This window comes from Paenibacillus sp. FW126-R14, assembly GCF_058789495.1.
On sequence record NZ_JBYTBS010000029.1, the window covers coordinates 17,132 to 40,595 of the forward strand.

Consider the following 23,464-nt stretch of genomic DNA (forward strand, 5'->3'; position numbering starts at 1 on the left):
ACGAAGGTGATAGACTTATTATAAAAAGAGGCAAGCATTGGAAGAAGGGAATAGATGGGAATTTAGGAGGAATAAACAGGACAAATCAGAATAGTGAAAATGAAGGCTTTATACACATTCTGACGCGAAGCCGAAAAGACCTCCAACAACACCATGAAGGTGAAGATGGAGGTCTTTCTATGATCAATCTATAAGCGCTGACTTCTGCAGCAATTTACGCAAGATCGTCACCACTTCAGCCCGGGTCATCGGATCACCAGGCGAGAATATTCCATCGCCTTTCCCTGAAAGAAGTCCCGCTTTGACGCTTTCGGCGATGCCGGCTCTGGCATAGCCTGAGATTCGGCCCGCGTCGGCAAAGCCCGCTAACAGCTGATCCGCCTCGTCGTCCGCAACACGGACCTCCAAGCCGGAGAGGCGTATCGCCCGCGCGATAATCGTCGTTGCCTGCTCCCGGCTGATCGTATCAAGCGGGCCAAAGGTGCCATCCTCATGTCCCGAAATCAGTCCGTATTCATACGCCCTTTGGACATAAGGGGCGTACCAGTCTGCCGCGTTCACATCGGAGAACACGTTGCCGGCCGCTTCGTCTTTGCCCGGCAAGCCTAATGCTTTAACCGCAATCGCCGCGAATTCCGCCCGTGTCATGCTGCGATCAGGCTCGAACTTGCCTGCGCCTGTGCCGCTGATCATCCAGCGCGAGCTCAGGTCGCTTATAGCTTCCTGCGCCCAATGCTGTTCTACATCACCGAAGGATGCTGCAGATGAACGAACAACTGCAAACGTGCCGTTGCTGGCCATGCTCCGGATCACCACAGCCCTTTTCCCGCCAATGCGGGCGGTTTGAGTTGCAGCGGGGCTGACGGCTCCATCCTCGGTGATCGTAACTCCCGCCAACTTCCCGGTCTCCGCTGCGTTGTCCGGAAGAATAAGCGTTCGTTCCACATAGGAGTTAAAATGACCGAGCTCGCCAGCTTTATCTCCCGCGATGTAAGAGGCATTAAATTCCATTGGCGGAGTGACAAACGCATATCCGCCGCGAGCAGTTGCTTGCTCAAATTGCTTGGCTTTCGCCTCACCCGGAGCGCTAATCTCGATCCGCACCCGCACATCGCCTGATGCCGCTCGCTTGTTCAGACTTTGCAGCGCAGCATCCTTGGCAAGCTGCACGGCGGGAATACGGTAAACGGCTCCGCCGGTATCAAGCCGGAGAGCGGCCTTTCGTTCAGCCATCTCCCGCATGACTTCGTTGTTTAGCTCTACCGTCCATATGTCCGACTTCTTATCGAAGACGACGGAGATTTCGGCATTGTCGCCTTTCTCCTGAAGCAGCAGCTGCTTTAGCGGCTCTGCCTGGATCGTAATGACCGTGTTTACTCTTCCGCCCGTGGATACGGTATTTTCCGTACCTGCGGTTACGGCCTTGCCATTCACTAATACATTCGCCGTAGCGCTAGGCGGAAAGAAGCCGCCTCCTCCCCCGATGCCAGGAACAATCTCCTTCTTCGTATACACCGCTTGAACAGTTTCACTGTCGTTTTTACCTTCAGCTAGTACAATCGCCTGTACGGTCGTAGTCATTGTTAACTCAAAAGGTCCGTTATACCTTTGTGACGCCTCCGTAGGTTGGCTGCCATTCAAGGTGTAATAAATGATTCCCTGCGGCTCATCAGCAGTCAAAGTAATACTAGTTTTACCTTCGAAGGTCGTGTTTGACAATCCTGAAGGCTTCTGTGCCGTATCGGCGTACATCAAAGCCTTCTTATTCACGGTAACGGTTCTGCTCTCCTGCTGTAAAGATGCGATAAGCTGCACTTCACTATCTTTATTCACAGTCTTCCACACAATGGAAGGGTCGTTCGTTAAAATGTAGCTGGATTTCACACGATAAGCTGTATCATGTTCATTCAACACAACGGCTGCCGCCGTCAGCTTGGCCGAATCTACGCCATCGAACTGGGCTAGCTGTGGATAGAATCCGTCTGCAGCCTTCCAGATCGTCCCATCCAAGCCTTCATGCAGCGCACCCTTAATTAGAGTGCCGGTTAGCAAATTCTCGGCCTTGCCTGGTACGGATTTGACGATTTGACCGCCGCCATTGCTGTAAACAATATCTTCCTTAAGCATTTGTCTGTCGCTAAATGCATTGGAAATGGATGCTTGATCCGTGACCTGACCGGCAATTCCGCCGTAGAAGGTCTTCTTGTAGATCATCAATCCGTTAATTGCTCCTTCGACCTGTCCATAGCTCAGTACATTATTGATACTGCCTGCGAGCGCATATCCGGTTATACCTCCTGCCCGGGTGAAGCTTTGGCCCGAGACGTGAATATTCCCGGCGTTCAGGACGCCGTGCAAAGTGCCTTCGTTTTCGCCGGCAATCCCTCCGGCGCTCACAACATCGGCTTCTGCATGAAGCTCTGCATTCGAAAAGCTTTTTTCTATGACAGCCGCCGGTCCGTTCGTTCCGGCGAGCCCGCCAATCTTCACCTGGGCGCCATCTTTATGAATATCGATGCTCCCTACAGCATAAGAGCTTTCCATGCGAGCCATATTTTCGCCGGCCAATCCTCCTGCTGCTTGCGCCTCGCCGGATATTGATCCCTTAAAGTGGGAACGGACTACGCTGCCTTCATTCCTGCCGACAATCCCTCCGGCCACGCCATCCTTCGCCGATAGCGCTCCTTGGACCGAAGCTTGGATAATCGCTGCTGTCGTTTTGCCTGCTATACCGCCGATAAGGCCTGCGCCTTTAATGTTTACGCCGCTTAATACCACGTCCTTGATGTCGTGATCCGTCTCCGGCACGACGCCTGCCGCAGTCCCGTTTGCAGCTTCCACAGTCACGCTTGTCGCTCGAATGCCGCTGACAGGTCCTGTCACCGCTCCGGCGATGCCTCCCGCATTATGCGAGGCGGTAACGGAGATGTCGCCTGTCCGGATATTCGCTACTTGCTTCGCCGATCCGGCTATCGCTCCGGCAAAGCCTTCTGCTGCCGCAATCTTTGTCTTTCCGGTCACGGTAATGCCGCTGATCATCGCCGTCGTCTTGCCGGCAATGCCGCCAATATGGCCTGCGCCTTTAATGTCTACACCGATCAGCTCTACGTCTTTGATTTCGTAGCCCGTTTCCGGTACGACACCTGCCGCTATCCCGTTTGACGCTTCCACAGTCACGCTTCCCGCCCGGATGCTGCTGACAGGTCCTGTCACCGCGCCGGCCACGCCGCCAAGCGCGCCTTCGCCCTTGACCGTTACGTTCCCGGCAACCACGTTAGAAATGCCTGTCGCCTCTCCGGCTATGCCCCCGGCATAATGTGCGGCTGTAACAGAGATATTGCCTGCCTGGATATTCGACAGCTCTTTCGCCGATCCGGCAATCCCTGCCACATAATCCCGGCCGCTTATTTCGAGATCCCCTGTCGAGACGCTGCTAAGCACGCCGATATTTTTACCTGCAACGCCGCCTACATAATCCCCGCTTCCGGACACTTTTCCGCTCACGGTGATATTCGCGATGACGCCGTTCTCCGCATTCGTTCCTGCTACAATCCCTACAATCGATCCGGCTGTAATCCGTGCGTCAGCGAAGACCGTATTCCGGATTGTCCCCTTATTCGTTCTCACAAACCCGAAGTTATTGGCGCCATTGCCGCCATAACTTAACCCGGCGATCTTTTTACCTCCGCCGTCCCATTCTCCCGTGAACGCTTCGAAAGGAATCCATAACGCGCCGGAAAGGTTCAAATCCCGCCCCAGCGTCAGTTTCGATACCGCCATCTTCCCTTCGGCGTTTTTATGATACAGACGATAGAAGCTGAGATCTGAATCATTTAGCAGCGCCACCGCGCCTCCAAGCTGCTGCTCGCTGGTAATGACAAGATTGTCAGCGGAGGACGCCTCCATCATAAACGACATATCCGGTGCGAAGGTCCAGCTGGCAACGTTCCTCAGCACAGGCTTGCCGCCATTGCTCCCCTCTAAATAAGCCCAAGAAGCATGGTCTGTGGCAAAATCCCATCCGGCAACATTTTCCTGCACAGAGAGGTCGGCCCGAGCAAGACCCTGCACTGCCGTACCATGGCCGATCCCCGTATCTCCCTCATAATAGGAGTTGTTCACTTGGCCGTCCCTGAAGTTATAGCCGATGAAGGAGCCGACATAGGAATTGGACCCGTTGGCCAGAGAAGCCGTGTGCCCTACGGCGGCGTACGTTTCCGTCAGACTGCCGTTGTTATACCCGGCAAAGCCGCCCGCATACGCCCGTGTGGCTCCATTTGTGCCGACCGCCTCCACACTGCTTTGGGCAGCATAAGCTTTGGCAATCACGGCGCCCTGATCGATCATGCCGGCAAAGCCGCCGCTTCTAGCATCAAAGGCCCTATTGGAAACTGTTCCTGAGGCATAGGCCTCCTGAATGGAATAATGATCGATATCCCCGGCAAAGCCGCCGGCGTACGAGCCTGCCTTCCCGGATACGGTAACGGAATTTTTGGCGTAAGCACGCTCAATCGATCCGCTGCCGCTAACGCCGGATTCCAAAAGTCCGGCAAAGCCTCCCGTGTACAGCGTCGTGTAAGGGTTATCGCTGGCAACCTGCACGATCGAATCGGATGCTGAGTTTCGGATGATCGTATCCGCCACCCTGCCGGCAAAACCTCCCGTATGGGCAGCCGTAGTGACGCCCGAATTGCCAACCGTCCCGCTTACATTTACGGTACTGCCTGCATTAGCCTGTGAATACACAATCCGGCCGCCTGTCGAAAGTCCAACGATACCTCCCGCATTATAAATGCTGGAGTTCGAAGCCGTAATGGCGGATGTTGAAGCTCCGTTTACAATGTCCCCCGTGTTCCAGCCTGCGATACCTCCGAGATTGGCTGTTTTCACGCCTGAAGCTTCGATACCCGAAGTTGCGCTTGCGTAGTACAGGGAGGACGACTTGTTCATGCCGACAACCCCACCGGCCGAAACGTCAGCCTGATTGCCTGTCCCCACGATTCGAATCGTTCCGCCTTCCGCCTTGGAAAGCGTGATCCCCCTATACAAAGGCAGCACTTGGCCAAAATCGAAAGGCGTATCTGCCGTCGTCTCAGCGATCCCCGCAATGCCTCCCGCATAGCTTGATCCGGCTGACATAGAAAGGGTAATATCGGGGACTGCCGTCCCTTTGTAAATAATGGAGTCAAGGCTTTTGCCGGCGATGCCTCCCACACTTGCCACATCCGAACCCGACTTGATGCTCCCCTTGAATACACCGTTCAGAAGCGCGGATTTATCAAGGCTGCCGGCAACGCCTCCAGCATTGCCGCCGGTTCCTGCGGAAATGACCGCTTGTTCGACGGTCACATCGGAGATGTCCCACACGGCGGATTCTTTACCCGTTTTGGCTCCGATGATGCCTCCCACATTGCCATTGCCCGTAATATTCACCGGATTGGCAATGCCATCATTATGTGCAAGGAGGCGGATGCCGTTCAGCGTATGATCCTTGCCGGACATACCCACGGCGCCTCCCGCATTGCTGCCGGAGCCTAAGCCCTTGATCACTCCGCCATTCAGCGTAATCGCCGTATCGGTCAGGCTTCCTCCCGAAGCGTATCCGACCACGCCTCCAACGGCGGCGCCGCTCGTCATGGAGCGGATTTCCCCGGTGCCATCCACGTTAACAGTAGCTTGCCGTACGGTTCCTTGACTCTCTCCGGCAACACCGCCCGTATACATCCCTCCGGTCAAATAACCTCCTGCCGGTACGGTAATATTGACGTTGGCGATTTGCCCCTTATTCCACGCGGTCAACGCGCCGACGCGGTTTGCTCCTGTTACCGAAACCGGCTCCAGCTTGACTTGACTGATGGCTGCTTTACTTCCTACTACCCCGAATAAGCCCGCCAAATCTGGCTTATCCACTCTCAAACCGCTGATCAAATAATTTTTGCCGTTAAAGCTTCCCTCAAAAGCATGCTGCTCGCTGTTTCCGATCGGTGTCCATTGAGCGGACTGAATGCGTATCGGAGCGGTGAGCTCCACCACTCTTCCGGCAAAATCGAATTGTGGAAGTCCCGTCACACTGCCGTTGACAACGGCCGCAAGTCCCGCAAGCTCCGCTTCTGTGCCGATGAAGAAACGCAGATCTTCTTTATGCTGCGTATACCAGCTGATATTGACATTGATTTCAGGCTGGGTCGGACCTCCCCCGCTGCCTGCTTCCAGCACCAGCTCGGGATAGATGTATTCCGCATGAGTTGTGCCGTATGTCCATATTTTGTTCTGGCTGCTGAAATCCCAGCCCGACAAAACTTTGAAAGCCTCCCTGTCTGCCAGACTGCTGGACAGTATAGGAGATAGACGTCTATAGAGCTTCAACTCGTAATAATTTCCTGCGGCAAAGTCCAATAGACCGCTGTTGATTCCTAAAGTTTCATCTTTTACATAATAGTTGTTTTCCAGCAGTTCCTTATTGGCCGTATCGTATCTGCCGGCGAAGGCGCCCGCATATGCGCCGTTCTCTCCGGAAATTTGCCCTGCCGAATAGCTGTCTTTGGCGGTTCCGCCGGTTATTCTTCCGAAGAAGCCTCCTGCGAAGGAATTGGCGCCTTTGGCCAGCACATTTTTCGCAGCGTAGCTGCTGTCCACGCTGCCGCTTTCCTGCCAACCTACAAGACCGCCTGCGATGGCATTAGCCCCATTGGAAGAAACAACGGATGAAGCGTACGACCTTTCAACCGCACCGCTGTTTTTACCGATCAATCCACCCAAATACCCGTATTCGGTCCCGGTTCCGCTAATGTCGGCGGATAAATCGTTATGCATGTAAGAGGAGGCAATAAGTCCGGTATTCTCGCCGACAAGTCCGCCAGCCTTCGTGCGACTGCCTCCCAACGATAATGTCGCATTCGAGAAAGAGTAGTAAACCGTCTTGGCATTCAGCCCGACAAGACCGCCTACCGTGTTCTGACTGCCCTGGGAAACGACGCGGAAGCCGTCGGAAATACTTGTATTGGCAATCACCGAACGGTTCTCTCCAACAAGACCGCCCACTTTGGAGTCAGATGAGTTCACCGTCAAGCTGCCCAGATTCCTGTTATTCTGAACAGAACTCGCGATCGCTCTTGGGTCACCGTTGTCCATCCCTCCGGCTCTGACATCGTTCAAACCGACGAGGCCGCCCAGAATAGAATTGCTGGAGGAGGCGTTTGCCGTTATGTTGATCGGCGACATATAGTTATCGGCAATGAGAGCGGTGCTTGAGCCTTTGTGATAACCGGCCAATCCGCCTACTGTAGCGTGCGGAGCGTTATCCGTAATCTTCACGTTGACAGCATACAAGCTGCGGATCGGGGTCGCTTCATTCCAGCCAACAGCCCCTCCCGCCGTTGTTCCGTCAGCAGCTTCCAGGAGATGGATGAGTACATCCTCCACATTATGGTCTTGGGCATTCCCGCTGATGGCAGCGCCTACTGCCTTGCCGGCTATGCCGCCAACAAGGGAATTTGCCCCGCCGACCTTGAGAATGGCGTACTCTCCATCCTCGGCGGTTATGGAAGAATTGATGATCTCATTTTCTGTTTGTCCTGCAATGCCTCCAGCCTTGGAAGCAGCACCGGTTGCCGTAATCAGAGGATTCCGAACGCTGCTGCTTTGAATATGATAACCGGCACCCTTCGATTCCCCGGCGATACCGCCTGCCGCAGAACCTGCGCCGCTAATCGTAAGGACAGGGCTGCCGCTGACGACAGAATCCAGGTTGGAAAGGATGCTTTGACCGGCGATGCCTCCGGCAATACTGCCATCCCCGGCAGCGTTGATAATCGCACCCGCAACTGCCGTGTCCGTACCATTGCCGGATATCGCCGCATTCTCCAATATTCCGGCAATGCCTCCAGCCACGGATTGTGGCCCATTCACCGTCAGCTTCGGATTCAGGCCATTCTCGCTAAATACTTGAGGCTGAACGATGCTGCCGGTGCTGCGGCCTGTGAGCAAACCTGCGATACTGCTTTGCCCTTCGGTGGCGATATCCGGATTCAGAATCGCTATACGGTTAAGCGTTCCGGCATTCTGGCCGACGATGCCTCCGGCTTGTGCGCGCGCACCGCTGGAAGCGAGCTTGATATTGCGAATGTTCGGCAGATTGGCTGCGGTAAGCGAAGCGCTGTTTTTGCCGAATACACCGCCAATGAAGGAGTCAGCCCCGCTGGATTGCAGCTTCAGCTCGCTGGCATCCGTCAAAGGCATCGATATATAAACAGTGCCCGAACGGTTTTCACCGACGGCTCCTCCAAGCATGGACTTGTCTGTGGTCGAAGTCACACTCACATGCTTCACCGCGATCGGTGACTCCCCGCTTCCAATGGTCGCTGTCGGGGTCGTCTCCCCGACTATACCTCCCGCTCTCCCTTGAAGCCCATTCTGGCCTTGGGCACGAATCGCTATATATTCAGGAGCTGAGGACTGGATGCTGCCCGCTGAATAACCGGCGATGCCTCCCGCATCCCCAGAGGAGTCGATTGCAGCCTGACTTGCGGCGGTATTACCCGCCTTGGCGCCAGAAATCGTTCCGGCTCCCAAATAACCGACAATCCCCCCTGTATAGGTGTATTCTCCGCCTGCCACTGTCAACGTCCCTGTAAAAGAGGCGCCGTCAATGGTTCCGGACTGCTCAACAAGCCCGACGATGCCGCCGGTAAAAATGCCTGAAGCCAAATCCGTATTTTGCGCAAGAGCTCCGTTGACACGAATCGTTTTGGCGTATTGAGCGCCCGAGAGATTGGCCCCGGCTGCCGTTATTTTGCCGATGTAGCCGCCGGTATACAAAGCCTTATCTCCCGTTACCGTAATATTGCCTGTATTCGATACGTTGTTTGCCGCCTGCGTGTAAGCCTGACTGGAAATAATGCCTCCGGTGTAAATATCCGATTTTCCAGTTACTGTAATATCCCCGCTGTTGACGTATGCTCCCGGCTGCATGCTGCCGAAGGCAAGCTGTCCGCCAGCAGCCCCGAACAATCCCCCTGTATAGACGTTGGAGGCAGTGCCTGACACCGTTAATTTCCCTTGATTTTTGATTTGGAAGCCGGATATTGCGGAAATATTTCCGTCGACATAACCGGCCATAGAGCCTGTATATACATTCTTCGTACCGGATGCCTCCGCTTGAATGTCCACTGTATTGGCAAAGTTGCGGCTAACCGTAAGGCTTCCCTTTATTCGACCTGCCAAACCGCCCGTATAAACCAGATCCTTCGCCTGATTCGTGACCGGTCCGGAATTGACATAATTAAAACTGAGGTTCAAATCCTTTTCAAACAAGCCCGTCAGCGACCCGGCATATGCCTCCGTGGAATTGGCTGCGTTTACCTGCACACTCCCTGAGTTTGCCGTCTGATCGGAGAAAGTAACCGAATCCGCTGCCGCAGTCAGACGTCCCATAATTCCTCCGCTATAAGCGACTGTCCCATCTGCTTTGACGCTGCTGCTGTTTTTAATGACGGTGTTGCCCTCTGCCATCAACAAGCCGGCATTCACCTGACCGATGATCCCGCCAGCCGCTGCGGCTCCCGAGTTCTTGACGTAAACGGCAGCCGTATTGCTTGCCGTCTTCAGTGTAAGCGATCCCTCGGTGCTCCCCGCAATGCCTCCGGCGCCGGCTTGGTAAGTCACGCCGGTAACGGTAACGGGAGCGCTGTTCGCAACATTGTTGAACGTCCCGCTAGCCGACCCGGCAATACCGCCTGCATAGCCAGCATACGTGTTGCCGGTGACTGTCAGGTTCAGGCTGACATTCGTGGAAACATCATAAATGTAGCTGCTATTCCCGCCGCTGCTCTTGACGCGGCCGGCAAGACCTCCGACATAGGCCTCATCCGTCGTTTGGACGGCTATGTTTCCGGACAGCACCAAGCCCCCCACTGTCGCATTTTCCATATTGCCGATGAAGCCCGCATAGCTGTAATTGCCAGTTACGGCAATATTGGAGATCGTGAAAGGTCCGCCGCCGCCCGCGATAAGACTGCCTCTGAACGGCAGGTTCGGCGTTCCAATGGGAACCCATTTGTATTGCGACAAACTCAAATTTCGGTCTACCGCCAATATTTTCCCCCGAAAATCCGTCGTACCATTATTCACAAGCTTGGCGATTCCCGCCAGCTTGTCCGGTGAGTCAATCGTAAACGTCGTGTAATTGGAATAGTTGTCATACCAGGCTGTGTCGGCGTGATCCGTCCAGTTGTCGGTATCCGCTTGAACCAGCAGTGCTCCACACATAAGCAATAGCAGCATAAGAATGCCGAGCCTAAAGCTTTTTCTAGAAAAAACTTTACTCATGAACTGTCCTCCTAGTGTCCATACATAACCATATCCAGCCCAAAAGCTGTTCAAGACAGGCTTCGGGCTGGACCATGGAATTACAGTTTGCACATTATTTTGGCGCCAAAAGCTTCTCCAACCGGATTGCAATGGCAGCCGATTGCGCTCTTGTCAGCACGCCTGCCGCGTCCAGTCCTGCATCTGTTCCCAGAATGATGCCGTTCTTGACGCTTATAGCCACGTCTCTTGCGGCCCATTCCGGCAAATCAGAACCATCGGCAAACGAACTTACAATTTCTTGGACCTCTTCATTGCTAATACGGGCTGCTGCTCCCGCATAATCCAGCAATCTTCCCGCCATGACCATAGCCTGAAGTCTGGATAACTCTTGGTTCGGCTTGAAGGTGTTGTCCTCATAGCCATTAACAATTCCTTTTTCCGCAGCGATTGCCGCACTCCGCGAGAACCAATCTCCGCTTCCAACATCCTTGAATTGCGCGGATGCTTCCTTGTTCATGAGCCCTGCCGTGCGGAGCAATACCGTAGCGAACTCCGCTCTTGTCACCTGGTTGTCAGGAGCAAAAACGCCGTTATCTCTGCCAACCATAAGAAGCTTGGCTGCCGCTTCATCGATACTGTTCTTGCCCCAGAAGCTAGCGTCAACATCTTGGAAGGATGTCTCGTTTCCAATAAACGCAATGCTTCCGCTGCCTGTCAGATTGGCCTCCACATAAGCTTGGTCACCGGACGTATTCAGCTTCCACGGGATGGTCGTCCAGCTGCCGCTGCTGTCCTTAAGGATCACTGCTTTAATCTCGCTTGTCGCTACATCGCCAGGTACCGGTATTTTGACAGTCGCATAGCGGTCATCCTTCAATGGAAGATGGAAGGCCACTCCCTGTCCCAGCATCCGGGCACTCATTCCGGCCGCAATGTCTTTGAGGCCTTGCATCTCAGACTCGCTGTTTTTGGCGATTTTCAACTGAGAACCATCGGCGCCTGACAGAAGCGAATTCTCCTTCAGCAGAACAGAAGCCAGAGGTGTGTCAATTTGGAACGCCTGATCTTCCTTCACGTTTTTATCCAGATGAATGATAAAGGTATGAGCGGATGTATCGTTCGCCACGATCCGGTTCTGGCCGGCGTTCAGCTCCTTGCCTGCGACGGATAAGGTCAACACGCCATTCACTTGCTGCTGAGCAGCCTGTTTTCCGTTCACGGTAGAAGTCGCCGCCGGGATACCTCCGCCAATGCCGCCTCCAAAGCCACCTCCGATGGCAGGCGTCCAAACCCGGGCAGCGATTCTTGAACTTGTCCCCAAAGCTCGTTTATCATCGGTGCTTCTCTTCGCGACGACCAAATAGTCTCCGTTCGAAGCCGGAATGATTTTATTCGAAGGCAGAAGAGTCCAGCTCGACAAATCGTCGTACAGCTTCGGTACATTGGCACCGATCTTGTAAACCAGCTCCGCTCCATCCATATTTCCAACGTTCGATACGCTGATACTGGTTTTGCCGGTCGTATTGTCGATTTTATTCGAAGTCGCCGACAAGGCTTCCAGCTTATCAGGAACCTTCACGACCGTCATGGAGCTGAGATTCGTATCTTCGGATACTTTGTAGCTGGCGCTTACGATGCTGGAGCCGGATTTGATCGCCTGCAGCGTTCCATCCTCTCCGACTTGAACGGCCTCTCCCATATAGCTTGAGAAGCTCAGCTTGGCCAGATCCTCACGGGAGACAGGCACCTCTTCATAGGTAACCTTGCCTGCTGCGTCCTTCCCTTTCGCATATTTCAGGAAAGCCGCCACACGCTTCGTTTCTCCCAGCTCCATATCGAGCGGTTTCTTCAAAACGAGAGCAACCGGCGCCTTAAAAGCATTATTGGTCACATCGACAACCGCTTCATTGCGATTTCCCGCTCCATCCACCGCGACAAAGTTCAGCTTGACATTAGGCTCATTGCTTACAATGGGTACGGTTCCCTCGAATGTGCCGTCCGGCTGCACCGCAATAGGGGTTCCGCCTACAGTAAGAGCAGCGTCGCTGCTGGTCGTGCCTGTTACGGTAATACTGCCATTCGTCGTTCTGTCCCCTGTTTTAGGAGAAGCAATATAGATGATTGGCGGAGTCGTATCCACCGTCAAATACAGCATCGTGATCGAGAAATCGCCCGTACGTTTGTTTTTGGCCTTCAGCTCGATGCCGTAAGTGCCATCTGTAGGGAAGCTGCTCAGGTCTAGCACCCCCGAGCTTCCGCTTCCTTGATTGGAAAGCTCAACGGTTGCTATCGTGTTCTCCGAGTAAACGGCTTCCACCTCTACATCCTTCTGATCGGACAGAAGGTTGATGCGCTGGGAGGTATTCGCCGTTAGCACCGTCATCGAATTCCCCGAAGCTCCCATAGTGCCCGTAGAGGACGAAAGCTTCGGCTTCTGCGGCACAGGCAGCAAAGTTTTCACGGAATCCGCTCGATCCGAATAATGCCAATTTTCATGTTGATCCAAGTTTTTCGGAGGCTTGACAGCCGATGTGACGCCGATCACATAGTCATTTCCGGTTTCCAGACCCGTATGCTTCGCCTGTCCCCCTGCCGGGCTTCCCGAGAGGGTGTCGTGATCCACCTGGTTGGTGGCGGAAACGGCTTGCCATCCGCCAACACGGATATGCTCATATTGACCTGTTGCTTCATTCCAATACTTCTGAAGCTCTTCCCCTTCGAGCGCGATGCCGCCGAATTGCGGATAGCCTGAAAGCTTTCCTCCGGCTGATTCCTGCAGCGCGTCTATATAGTAGCTCTGTGGGAAATCCTTTTGTTCCGCTTTCTCCTTGCCAGGCTTGAAGGATACTTCAAAATATCCGTTACCAGCCGGTTCCACCTTCACCTGACTAACCGGTTCAGGGGCCAGCGGATCGATAATGCGGAACTTCTCCGCAGAGGTTTTGGTCGAGAAGTTCGATACGGAGTGCAGCTCCGCTCTCAAGTAGTAATCCCCCTGCTTGATCAATCCGCGAATATCTTCAACGCCGCCGAGCAGCGGCACTTGGCTGACATCAATGGTCGTGCTGCCCGTACCTGCCAAACCGACCGGCACATTTTTGGCCAGCAGGATTCCCGGGTCTCCGACAGCCGGCACTTGCACCGTTTGGCCGCTGCTGTCCTTGGCCGTTTCCATATCCCCCGTAATCGCATCCTTGGTCAGATAGAGGCTGACCGTATCCCCGTTCTTGAAGTTGCTGGCCTTCCAGGAAGCTCTAAACAGCTTGGAATCGGAGCTGTCCGGAGTCAGCTTGACTTCTTCCAGCGTAGAAGGAAGAGGGATGTTCAGCAGCTTCGTTTCCACAGACTGGTTGGCATACAACGTCCAGTCGCCGCCTTTGATAACCTCTTTCGGAATGGCGATATACGCTTTTCTCCGGTCTATTGTGCCTTCTGATTGTGAGCCTTGGATAAACTGGGTATAACCCGGCAAATGACCTTTCTCTGCGACAGTTCCCTTCGCCACATCAGCCCCGGCTTGATAGTAAACGACCGGATACAAGGTACCGCTTTTATTGTCCTTCAACGTCAGCTCAGGAGCCGTCTTTCCAAAATACTCTACATCGAGCAAGCCGTTCCCGGTCACGCTTCCCATCGGAAGCACATGATTTTTACCGCCGTTGGAAACGGTAATGCCACCCATGCCAACATCCATAGAACCACTATCCATGATGCTGACGCCATCTCCTGCGCTGCGGTATTGGATCTCATGCAGCTGATTTTCGTTCCACGTCCAGGACGTTGCCACTGGCTGAATGCCTTCTCCGATGACTACAAGCCGTGGTCTCTCCTCTTCACTCTGCAGTTGGAGATAAGCAAGACCTTCCGGCAAGCCTTCTCCGGAGGTGCCAAATTCCAGATCGCCTTTCCAGTAATAGGTGACGCCCAGCTCAATCATGATGAAGCCGATGCCGATGCCGATACCGCCATAGATTTTATCGTTGTTCAGTCCCATGAACACACTGCCTAACTTAATGCCTCCAACGATAGGAACTTTCGACGGAATTTGCACCTTGGCACCGACAAAGCCATCGAAATCGATGCGGTTCTTCTCCAGATTTTGACCGACGAAGATTCGGGCGTTGCCGATAATGACATCCCAGCCGAAGACATCGAGCTCAGCCTCGGCCATTACAAACCAAGGAGTCGACCATTGCGCCTCGATCAGTGCCTTAGTCAGCATCTCAACCCTTTTGGACGAAGGGCTTGGGGAATAATCAAGCCTGCCCTCAAGCTTGAAGCCCGACATTTTCAACAGCAAATCAATCGAGCCGTAGAAGGTAGCGGGAGGCAGTCCGAACTTAACATCCACCCCGGCCCCGATGGTCAGAGGCACATCTTTACTGCCTCCAGCAATCGTATCCGCCAGTTCCCGGATAGATCCTCTTACACCTGTCAGGTAAGTGGCGCCGCTGATGAGAATGCCCGGGTCCATATCCTCTGCGCCAAAAGCAATGACGTCAGGCAAAACCCTACCGTCAGACACCTGCTTAAATCCGATTTCGGCGTTGATGACGGCGATGTTTTTGAGATCCGCCTTAAATTTCATTCCATACTTGTTGGTTATGCCTGGCATCTTCTGAACGTAGTGAGTGACATTGAACTCTCCCGACACGTCCCCCGTCGTTCCCTCGCCTTTTTTGATAATCTCTTTCCCTTTAGCGTCTTTTTCCCCTGTTTTCTTGTTCTGAGAACCTAGCAAGCCCATATCCTTGTCCAGATTGAACCTTAAGGCAGCGTCCACGCCTACAAAGCCCTTCTGATTAAAGAGTACGTCCTTAACTTCCGGCTCGAGCACCTTCAGGTTCATAGTGCCGGCAAACGAAACCCCATCCTCTCGGAGCAGGAAGTCGCTCAAGGCCAAGGAGAGGCCGCTAATCGAAAACCCTGGAGTTGCATACATGCTGTACTTGTTAAAATACACCTTGTCGATCGCGATCTGACGGAGCGGATTCATCCGCTCTCTGGCCGCGCCGACCGCCCATTTGAACGCGCCGTTCAACGTGCTGTCTTCAGGATTATCCTTCGCTTTCTTGGCCTTCTCTTCGGCCAGCTTCTGCTTGGCCCGCTCATCCTTCGCGTCCTTTTCCTCTTGGCTCAGTCTGAACGTCTTTTTGAAGCTGTTGAAGAAGTCCAGGGTCCACTCTCCACGGTAGAAGAGGAAGCCGCTGTTATAGATGGTGAGATCGCCATCTCCTTTTACAAACAAAGTACTTAAAAACGGAAGATCGCTGCTCATCCCCAGAGCCTCCAGCTTTCCTTTGACAAAGACGATGTCTTTGCCCTTGTAAGCTACGGTCTTGTTAATAATCGCAGGCTCGGTTTTCGTATCCACCACATATTCCGCTTTATCTCCGCTACCGATTTGCTTGATCATGCCTCGTATTTCAACCAGCATCTCGTCGCCGCTGCCTTTTCTGGCCTTCAGCTCGTCTTCGCTTTGGAACGTCTCGATCCGATAAGCTGCTACGTTCTCAAAATCGACCAGTCCAACTTCATCGAAAGTAGGATCCAGCGCCTTGCTGGCCGCCACCAGCGAGGTTTTAAAGGTCGCAAATTTGGTCACATCCGCCGTCAACTGGCCGATATTGGACACATTATAGCCCGGATATGCCCTGTTCACTTCGGTCAGCTTGGCGCTTGGATTGATCACGTTGCCCAGGGCGTTAACCCTCAGATCGAGCGTGGTTTTGGTGACCGTCAAAATCTTCGCCTCACGGATTCTCGCTTTTTCGTTATCAGTAACCCGGAACGATTTGGAGGTCTTGATGCTGTACATGGAAGCCGTTTCCTCGTCGACTCCCGCTCCGCCCTTAAAATCGATTTCCACCCGATACTCGCCAAGCGGAAGCTCCGGTCCCAGGTTCGCAGCCAGCACCTTGCCATAATCGTCGACCAGATCCCCGGTACGGTATGTAATCCGCATATCCCCCGTAAGTCCTTCATCTGTCGATTGGATGATGACCGAGTCTTTGACCGGCACTTTGTATCGTTTTCCCGTCAACACTTCTCTGAAAAACAGATCGAAGTTAGGGGCTACATTGGCGCTTCCTACATTATATGCCTCGATATTTGACATATTGAGGGTGATATATTTTTCATCCTTCCTGTATGATTCATCCGGCGACATCGCGTACACGTACGTAGGGGTCGCATTGCCTACCGGAGGCAGGAAGATGAATCCCCCTTTGGAGGACGTGTATTCCGCCTTGATATTCTCATCCTGAATCGTCTCCAACTTTTGACTTGTTTCGGGACTTTTCACCGTCATCAAGTACTCTTTCACCGTTGGCCAGGCTCTGCCCTTGGCCTTCACCTTGAAGGATACGGAGACGGTATCCCCTGGCTTGTATTTAGGCTGAATGCCATGGCTCGCCTCTTCCGGCGTAGCCTCTTTCCGGAGAGTCAAGCTGGTCGACCTGTAGGGGGTCGTCACGACTTTCCCGTTTTCGTCTCGGACCATATTTCCTTTCTCATCCAGCTTCACAAAATCAAGGCCGCCATCAAGCGCAAGCTCGACATCCATGTAGGAATGCTCCATATGGAAAACCTCGAGATTTTCCACCTCGGCCGTAATGTTGAAGATGCCCTCGTCTTGATAGGCGCTTCCGTCATCGAGGGTGGCGAGCTGATTCACCGGATCCATGTACCGGATAGAGAACACCTTGTCCGGCTGGATGATTTCCCCGAGGCCATATACGGTTTCAAAAGACTTGACTCCGCCTGGAGCGATCTTATTAGGGTTCCAGTACAGGGCCACCGCAGCGTCGGCGGTGCCATAGTCATTGGTATCCCGGGTAAAGTCCAGGTTCGGGTTCACTGTGTAATCCCATTTCGTATTGGCGAGACCGTTCCAATGTCCAACGATCATCTCGTCTACGATGTTGACATTTTTCTCAGAAAAATTGTTCATCCCGTAAGCAATCACGTTCGTGGCCAAAGGATTGGTCAAATCCAGCTTGTCCTTCATCACCCAGTAAGAGGGGAGCTTATACATCGGTCGCTCCCTCTCCGGAATGCCAGGGTCATCCTCCGGATTGTGAACCAGCTTTCTTTCAACCGTGAGAGGCGCTTTGGAGGCGGTGCCGACCTGAAAGGCCGGACCGTCATTCCCCCCCACCATCGTATCCAGCAAAATTCTGGTGCCCAACTGAACTTCTTTGCCGTTGCTGTTCAGAACCTCGTATCTGACATTCACATTGCCGGCATTTTGTTTGTCCGCTGAGTTTGTATACAGCATCAGAATCTGCTTGATACTCACTCCCTTGATGGTCCACACCGATTCAATCTGCTTGGTTCCATCTTTGTTGGTCACAATCTGAGGCTTTGTAACCTCAGAAAAGAAATCTACGGCAAATTTATACGGATTTCCGAATATATAATCCGTTCCATCGATCCGAAAGGTGGTGAAGGAAGACTGCGGATCATCGCCTCCGAACAGCATGTTGACGCCTTTATCCTTCTTCCTGACTGGCTGTCCGCCCACCGTGCGTATCCCGAAGCGCCCCGAGGTATTGTCGACGGTGACTTTGATGAAGTCATTGGAAATCGTCGTTGCCCCGGCCTTCTGAATTTCTTCGGCAAATGCGGCTACGGGAGCCACACTCATAAGCAATGAAACAAGCAGGGTATAAACTACCCATGTAACGAGCTTTTTTCTCAAGCTTTTCATAATTGTTGTTCTTGCCTCCTTAACCTGTCTCGGATTTAACGAAACATGTTTCCTATAAAGAATGTGGTATATTCCCTCTCTCTTTCCTGCGTTCTGACAATGAGGGTATACCAGCCTGTTTTAGGAAATTCGACGGTGAACGATTTCTGCAGAAGCTCATTCAGGGATAAGCCTTTTGCAATGTATTTCATCTGGCCTTCCCGGTAAAGTCCGCTTTGGTAGAACACATCGTAAGTTCCCCACTCGTTCACCAGGGTCTCTCCGGCTACATCCATAAGATTGTATTTGGATATTTGGAAGGTCACGACATTGGTGTCAAACAGCACCTTTTCCGATTGCTCTGCGGAGATCAGTTCGCCATTCCCCAATATCATGAGACCGTCGCCCGGCAGCACGTATACCTTCTGCTCCACGGTAGACACATTGCCCGCTTCATCTTTTGCCGTATAAGTCACGGTTTGCGCGCCGACCCGGCTAATATCAAGACCGCTTGCTTCCACGACAATGCTGCCTGGCTTGGAGAAATCATCGGACACGGTGAAGCCTCCCAAATCCGATAAAACATTGAAATCCGGTCTGTTCTTCTCGACAAAAGCAATCGGTTTGTTCAACGTAATGACCGGTGGCTTGTTATCGATTCCCTGGATCACGATAGGCAGCTTGTTCAGATTGCCTAGAGCATCGGTGATCGTAAAATAAGTCTGGCCATTCGCCGCAAAAATTCTGGAATAGCTGTAATTTCCGTCCTCATCGCTGATCCGGTTGGTGTAGCCTCCGTTGCCGTCACTCGCCGGAGCGGTTCCCAAGAATACCTGGTTGGGGCCCTGTACATGACCGGAAATGGTTACTTTTACTCGGCCTTTGGCAACCTTAGTGCCACCAATGACTACGATACGATCATCGGGAATTAATGCTCCTTCATCATCCACAAACTCATATTTGATGCTTTCGGGATCGGCGAGGAACGGGATGATGTTCGTAATTTGATCGCTGATCACAGACGTGTTGCCTGCATCGTCAACGATTGTAAAGTCCACTTCGCCGTTTAGCAGAACAGTTGCGCCGTTTGTACCCCTAACGATGTGGAACTCTTTGGCCTGGGCATTCGGCTTCTCGACATTCAGCACAACCCCTTGCGCCATGAGAACTTGACCGTTTGCATCCTTGATCGTTTTGAACGTATTGCTTCCGTTTTCCCCGTACGCATAAGAACGTACGATTTTCGCTTCCGGAGGGGTCCGGTCTATGTTGTATACCTCTGCCGTTACTGATGCCGAGTTACCTGCCTCATCCTCCATCATGAAGGTGAAGCTTCCGTTCTCGGTAAATGTGTAAGAAGATCTTCCGCCATTGTTTAAAATTCTTACAGGCTTGGACGTATCCAGCCTTGCAATCACATTGCCGCTAGTCTTCGATGTCATGGAGTATTCAACGCTTCCTTCAGGAGGCATGCCGTCCAGATTGTCCACCACGACCACAAGCGTATCCTTTCTCGCGCTGTTAGTCAGATCCGTCAGGTCAAAAGAGTAGACACCGTTCTTGGCGATGCCGAATTTATTGCCCTTGATCCGGGTCGGCTCGGAAGGGTTGTTTCCTGCCTGCGGTACCACCCGGATACCTGCCGGAACCTTCAGCTCCAGAACAAAGTTTTCCGGCTTCACAGGCCGCAGCGTGCTGTGTGAAGCAATGCCATATACCGGCTCATCGATGGAAACGGTTTTTGAATTCAAGCCTACAGCCGCGCTTTCCGCGCCTCCCGGGCTTCTGAACTTAGCCTGTAGAAGAATATGGTCTGGGTTTCGGTCCTTCAGCCCACCAACTTCGATAAAGTTGGAGTAAGGGAGCCATCTGCCCCATGAGCTTCCGCCGTCCGTAGACAGGGAGTATCTGTAGCCTTCCTTCACGGAATTTTCAAGGTTCAACTTCAGTACGGCCGTGTATCCGTTGCCGCCATCATCGTATATATAGAGCAAGTCCGAATCACCGGCAGCAGGAATTTCCGCCTCCGCTTTTCGGGCTATCTTGAATGTTCCCGTGTGAGTCACCTTGCTGTTGCCTACGGCATCCTCGCCAAGAACGTAAAGCACAAATTCGTCCATCTCGCCCGGCAACAAGCGGGTAGAATCAATCGTTACCGCACCATCCACCGGAAGATCCAACCAACCGCCGGATTCCTTCACAGGCGCCGGAGCACCCGATCTCAGCCACTGATATTTCTTTATGGCCACACCGCTTAACCGATCGCTTACGCTCACTACAACGCTTTGTTGTTCCAAGGGGTAAGAGACGCCATTTTTACTAAACGTGATTTCCGGAGCTTCGTTGTCTACCCGGTACTGTTTGGAATACGTATAGTACCTTTCCGCGCCCTCTTCCTTGACCTTCACATGAACGGCGTATATCCCATTGATGCTGGGATCCGGTGCAATGAGATAAGACGAAGGGCCATAGACGGCACCGCTCACTGTGTCGGAATTGGCACCACCCTCGGTACCGTAAACCGCCTGGGCGACGGAAGGATAATCGGAAGGAGCAGCCGCAGTGTTAGTCACTGCGTATCTGACGCTCTCTACGTTAATCCCGTTGATCGTGAAGGTGATCTCCGGACTTTTCATATAACTGCCATTCGTTTCAGGCGAGAAAGCGGCGCTGACTTTCACCGAGGAATCTACGGTTACAGCCGTATCCATCTTTTCAATGGCTTGATTACCGGCCTTGTCCACTGCTTTCACAACCAACTGATAAGTTCCATCACCGAACACATGATTGAAAGTCGTAATTTCATCGCTCGCAGGAACATCCAGCCAGTCTATGTCTTGCGGCTCTTCTCCCTGCTTAACCCATTGGAATTGTTTCGTTCCGACGCCGCTGTGCTCATCGGTAGCGGTCACCTGCACCTTGACCTCCGGCGTTGCATTCCCGCTGACCGTTCCGAAGTTGATGCTCGGTTTTTTGTTGTCCAAAAGCAGTGTCCCCGTTGCATACACCCAGTTGGCATCGTCTTTCTTGAAATCGTCCAGCGGCCATTCCGAGTAGTTGCCTACTTCTACCATGGCCTTGTCCTCGGCATATTTAAGTGCATCCGCATCGGAAGCACCGGCATGGTTCGACTTGTAGTCGGCGACCCAACCGTTGAAGAGCGCAGCGTTTGCCGCCTTGAAAGTCTTCATTTTGTTGTATTGTGCAAGCTCTCTCGCCGAATCCCATGTCATGTCCGCGGTCCAGGTGTGCAGATACCAGGCTCCGCTATTCTCTGCAGTTAAAGCGGCTGCAGGCGGCTCGATCATATTAGTCTTATTGTTGGCCGTCTTGAGCGTCACCGTATTCCCGGGATACAATCCTTCCCCAGGCTGCTTGGCCGTTAGGGAATAATACTTGATTGCCGCAAAATGGTCCTCTTCCTTCCCTGCGAACGGATCGGCAGGGCTCTGGCTCCATGTATAATAAACCAGTCCTACCTCCGGCGATTCCCCAGGCTTTACCCCTGTCATGTTACCGGGACGGTAGATGCCTTTGCTGGGCCGTTTTGTTACACTTTTATCCGGGTCAAGGGCAGGAACGATCAAGTCAGGGTCATTCGCATCAATCGTGATTTTTCCGGATTTTGCGTATACGGCTCCGGTAGCGCCTCCCGAAGAATAGCGGAAGTCGACCGCAGGCGGCGTATTGTCAATAGACAGATTCGCCCAGTCGATCTTCGTCGTGGACTTCGGCTTCTTAGGGTCGGCCGGGTTCGGCTTGTCGGTGTTGGCCGTCTCCATCAGCAGGTTGCCGGCATAATCCTGGATGACCCCTGTGTCCGTCCCTTTTGCCTCATGGGTCAGCGCAATCGCTTTTAACAGCGGGGTTTCCACATTGGCCCCGGCTGGAATGGTCATTTTAAACTTCCATAGTCTTGTGTTCGGTCCCGTATTTTCCTTAGCGACGTATTTGGCCTTCATTCCATTATTGAATAAAAGATACAGTCCGTCCTCCGACCACCCATCTTGGACGATGGTGTCTTTGTTCAGCTCTACGGTAAATTCGATCTCTTTCCCTTCATTTAAAACAAGTCCTGTAAGCATTTCCGGCGTAATGCCGTTACCGTTCAAATTATATTGGGGAGGCAATGCGTCCACGATGATCAAGTAGCCTGTACTGTTCGCATTGGCATAATCAAACGGATTGACCGTCCGATTGCTTAGAAAGCGTGAACTGTCGGCGCTCGCTTTATTAAAGCCCGACATATTAAGCGGATTCCCCGCTGCGTCAAAGTAGCCGGCTCCCTCCAGCCTTTCCTTCATGCTGTACAAGTTCTGCGTTTTGGTATCCAGCTCTCCGTTTTTGCCAATCGGAATATTGCCAGTATGATGATCGGCGGCGACTTTATATGTATAGGGAAGCTGTTTGATATATCTAAAAGAATTCACATCGCCCTGATTGTATTTAATGGAATTTTCATAGAAGCCATCGGGCAAGCTCAAGCCTTGCTGTGTGTTATCCGTAGGCAGACCGTAGCCGGGGGGCACCGTGTACAGCAAGTGCTTATCAAAAATTTTATCATTGAACATGGTCGCTCTTACGGGCTTACTGAAGTTGTATTTCAGTTGTATGGATTGATCCTTCTTCAAGAACAACTGCTGCTGCCCTTCTTTGTTAAGCCTCTCCGTGCCGTCGGACGTAAACGTATAATTCGTGAGAACAGGGTCCGTAAAATCGCCAAAGCTGAGCACGGCATCCTCTACTTGAGTTCCGCCACCTGGGGTCTCCGTTTGTATGATGATATAATCATCTACATCGAAGGACAGATAGCCTGAGGTAACCGTCGTATCTTTCTCATTTTTTGTCGAATGTCCCATGAATTTGGACCGCGAAGAATTGTAATTTGAGCTGTATGTTTTCTCCGGTTCATAATAATCAAACTTCACGTATTCAGGCGTTTTACTGGTGTATGCCCAAATATAAGCTCCATTGCTGGTTGTAGAATTCAGAAAAGCCTTAATCCTGAATTTGGCGCTTCCGCCTTCGGCCAAAGCTTTGAGAGCCGGAATCTTCTTAACCTCGATAATTCCCCACCAAGTCCCGTCAACGTGATAGACTCCACCTTGGTTGGCGTAATTTTGGTCATCTCCTCCAGGCGTATGTCTGTCGTCATCGGTTTTCCCTGATATTCCCGGGTAAGAGCTCGGACTCTGGTCCTGCCCGTAGAACACACGCCACATGTTATATTTCGCCAGATCCGAGGCGTAGTCTTCATCCTTCCCCCATCCGGATTGGTTGGTGCAATTGTTCAATATTTCGGCCTGATAGACCATCACATTCTGACATCCGCTTGCCGCCTTCGCTTCCTCGGGCACAATGCCCGGCAATATCGAAGTAAGCAGGAGAAGGGCAGCCATCAGCCTCGCTAGTTTCCCTAAACCTTTACCAAATTTCATCATTCTCTAATCTCCTCCTTGTCTGCTG

3 protein-coding genes are annotated in these 23,464 nt (G+C 52.6%); all 3 read right to left on the reverse strand.

The genetic code is table 11. The features are described 5' to 3' along the window. Nucleotides 1-183: 183 nt before the first annotated feature. Complete coding sequence (locus tag AC3WRW_RS18530; RefSeq protein WP_492547783.1) at nucleotides 184-10,326, reverse strand: S-layer homology domain-containing protein; 10,143 nt, start codon at nucleotides 10,324-10,326, stop codon at nucleotides 184-186. 94 nt (nucleotides 10,327-10,420) lie between these two features. Next, nucleotides 10,421-18,019 (reverse strand): S-layer homology domain-containing protein, encoded by a 7,599-nt coding sequence (locus tag AC3WRW_RS18535; RefSeq protein WP_492547784.1) that lies wholly within the window; start codon nucleotides 18,017-18,019, stop codon nucleotides 10,421-10,423. A gap of 35 nt (nucleotides 18,020-18,054) precedes the next feature. Then, on the reverse strand, nucleotides 18,055-23,439 hold the full coding sequence (locus AC3WRW_RS18540) for a hypothetical protein (protein ID WP_492547785.1): 5,385 nt from the start codon (nucleotides 23,437-23,439) through the stop codon (nucleotides 18,055-18,057). Nucleotides 23,440-23,464: the final 25 nt, after the last annotated feature.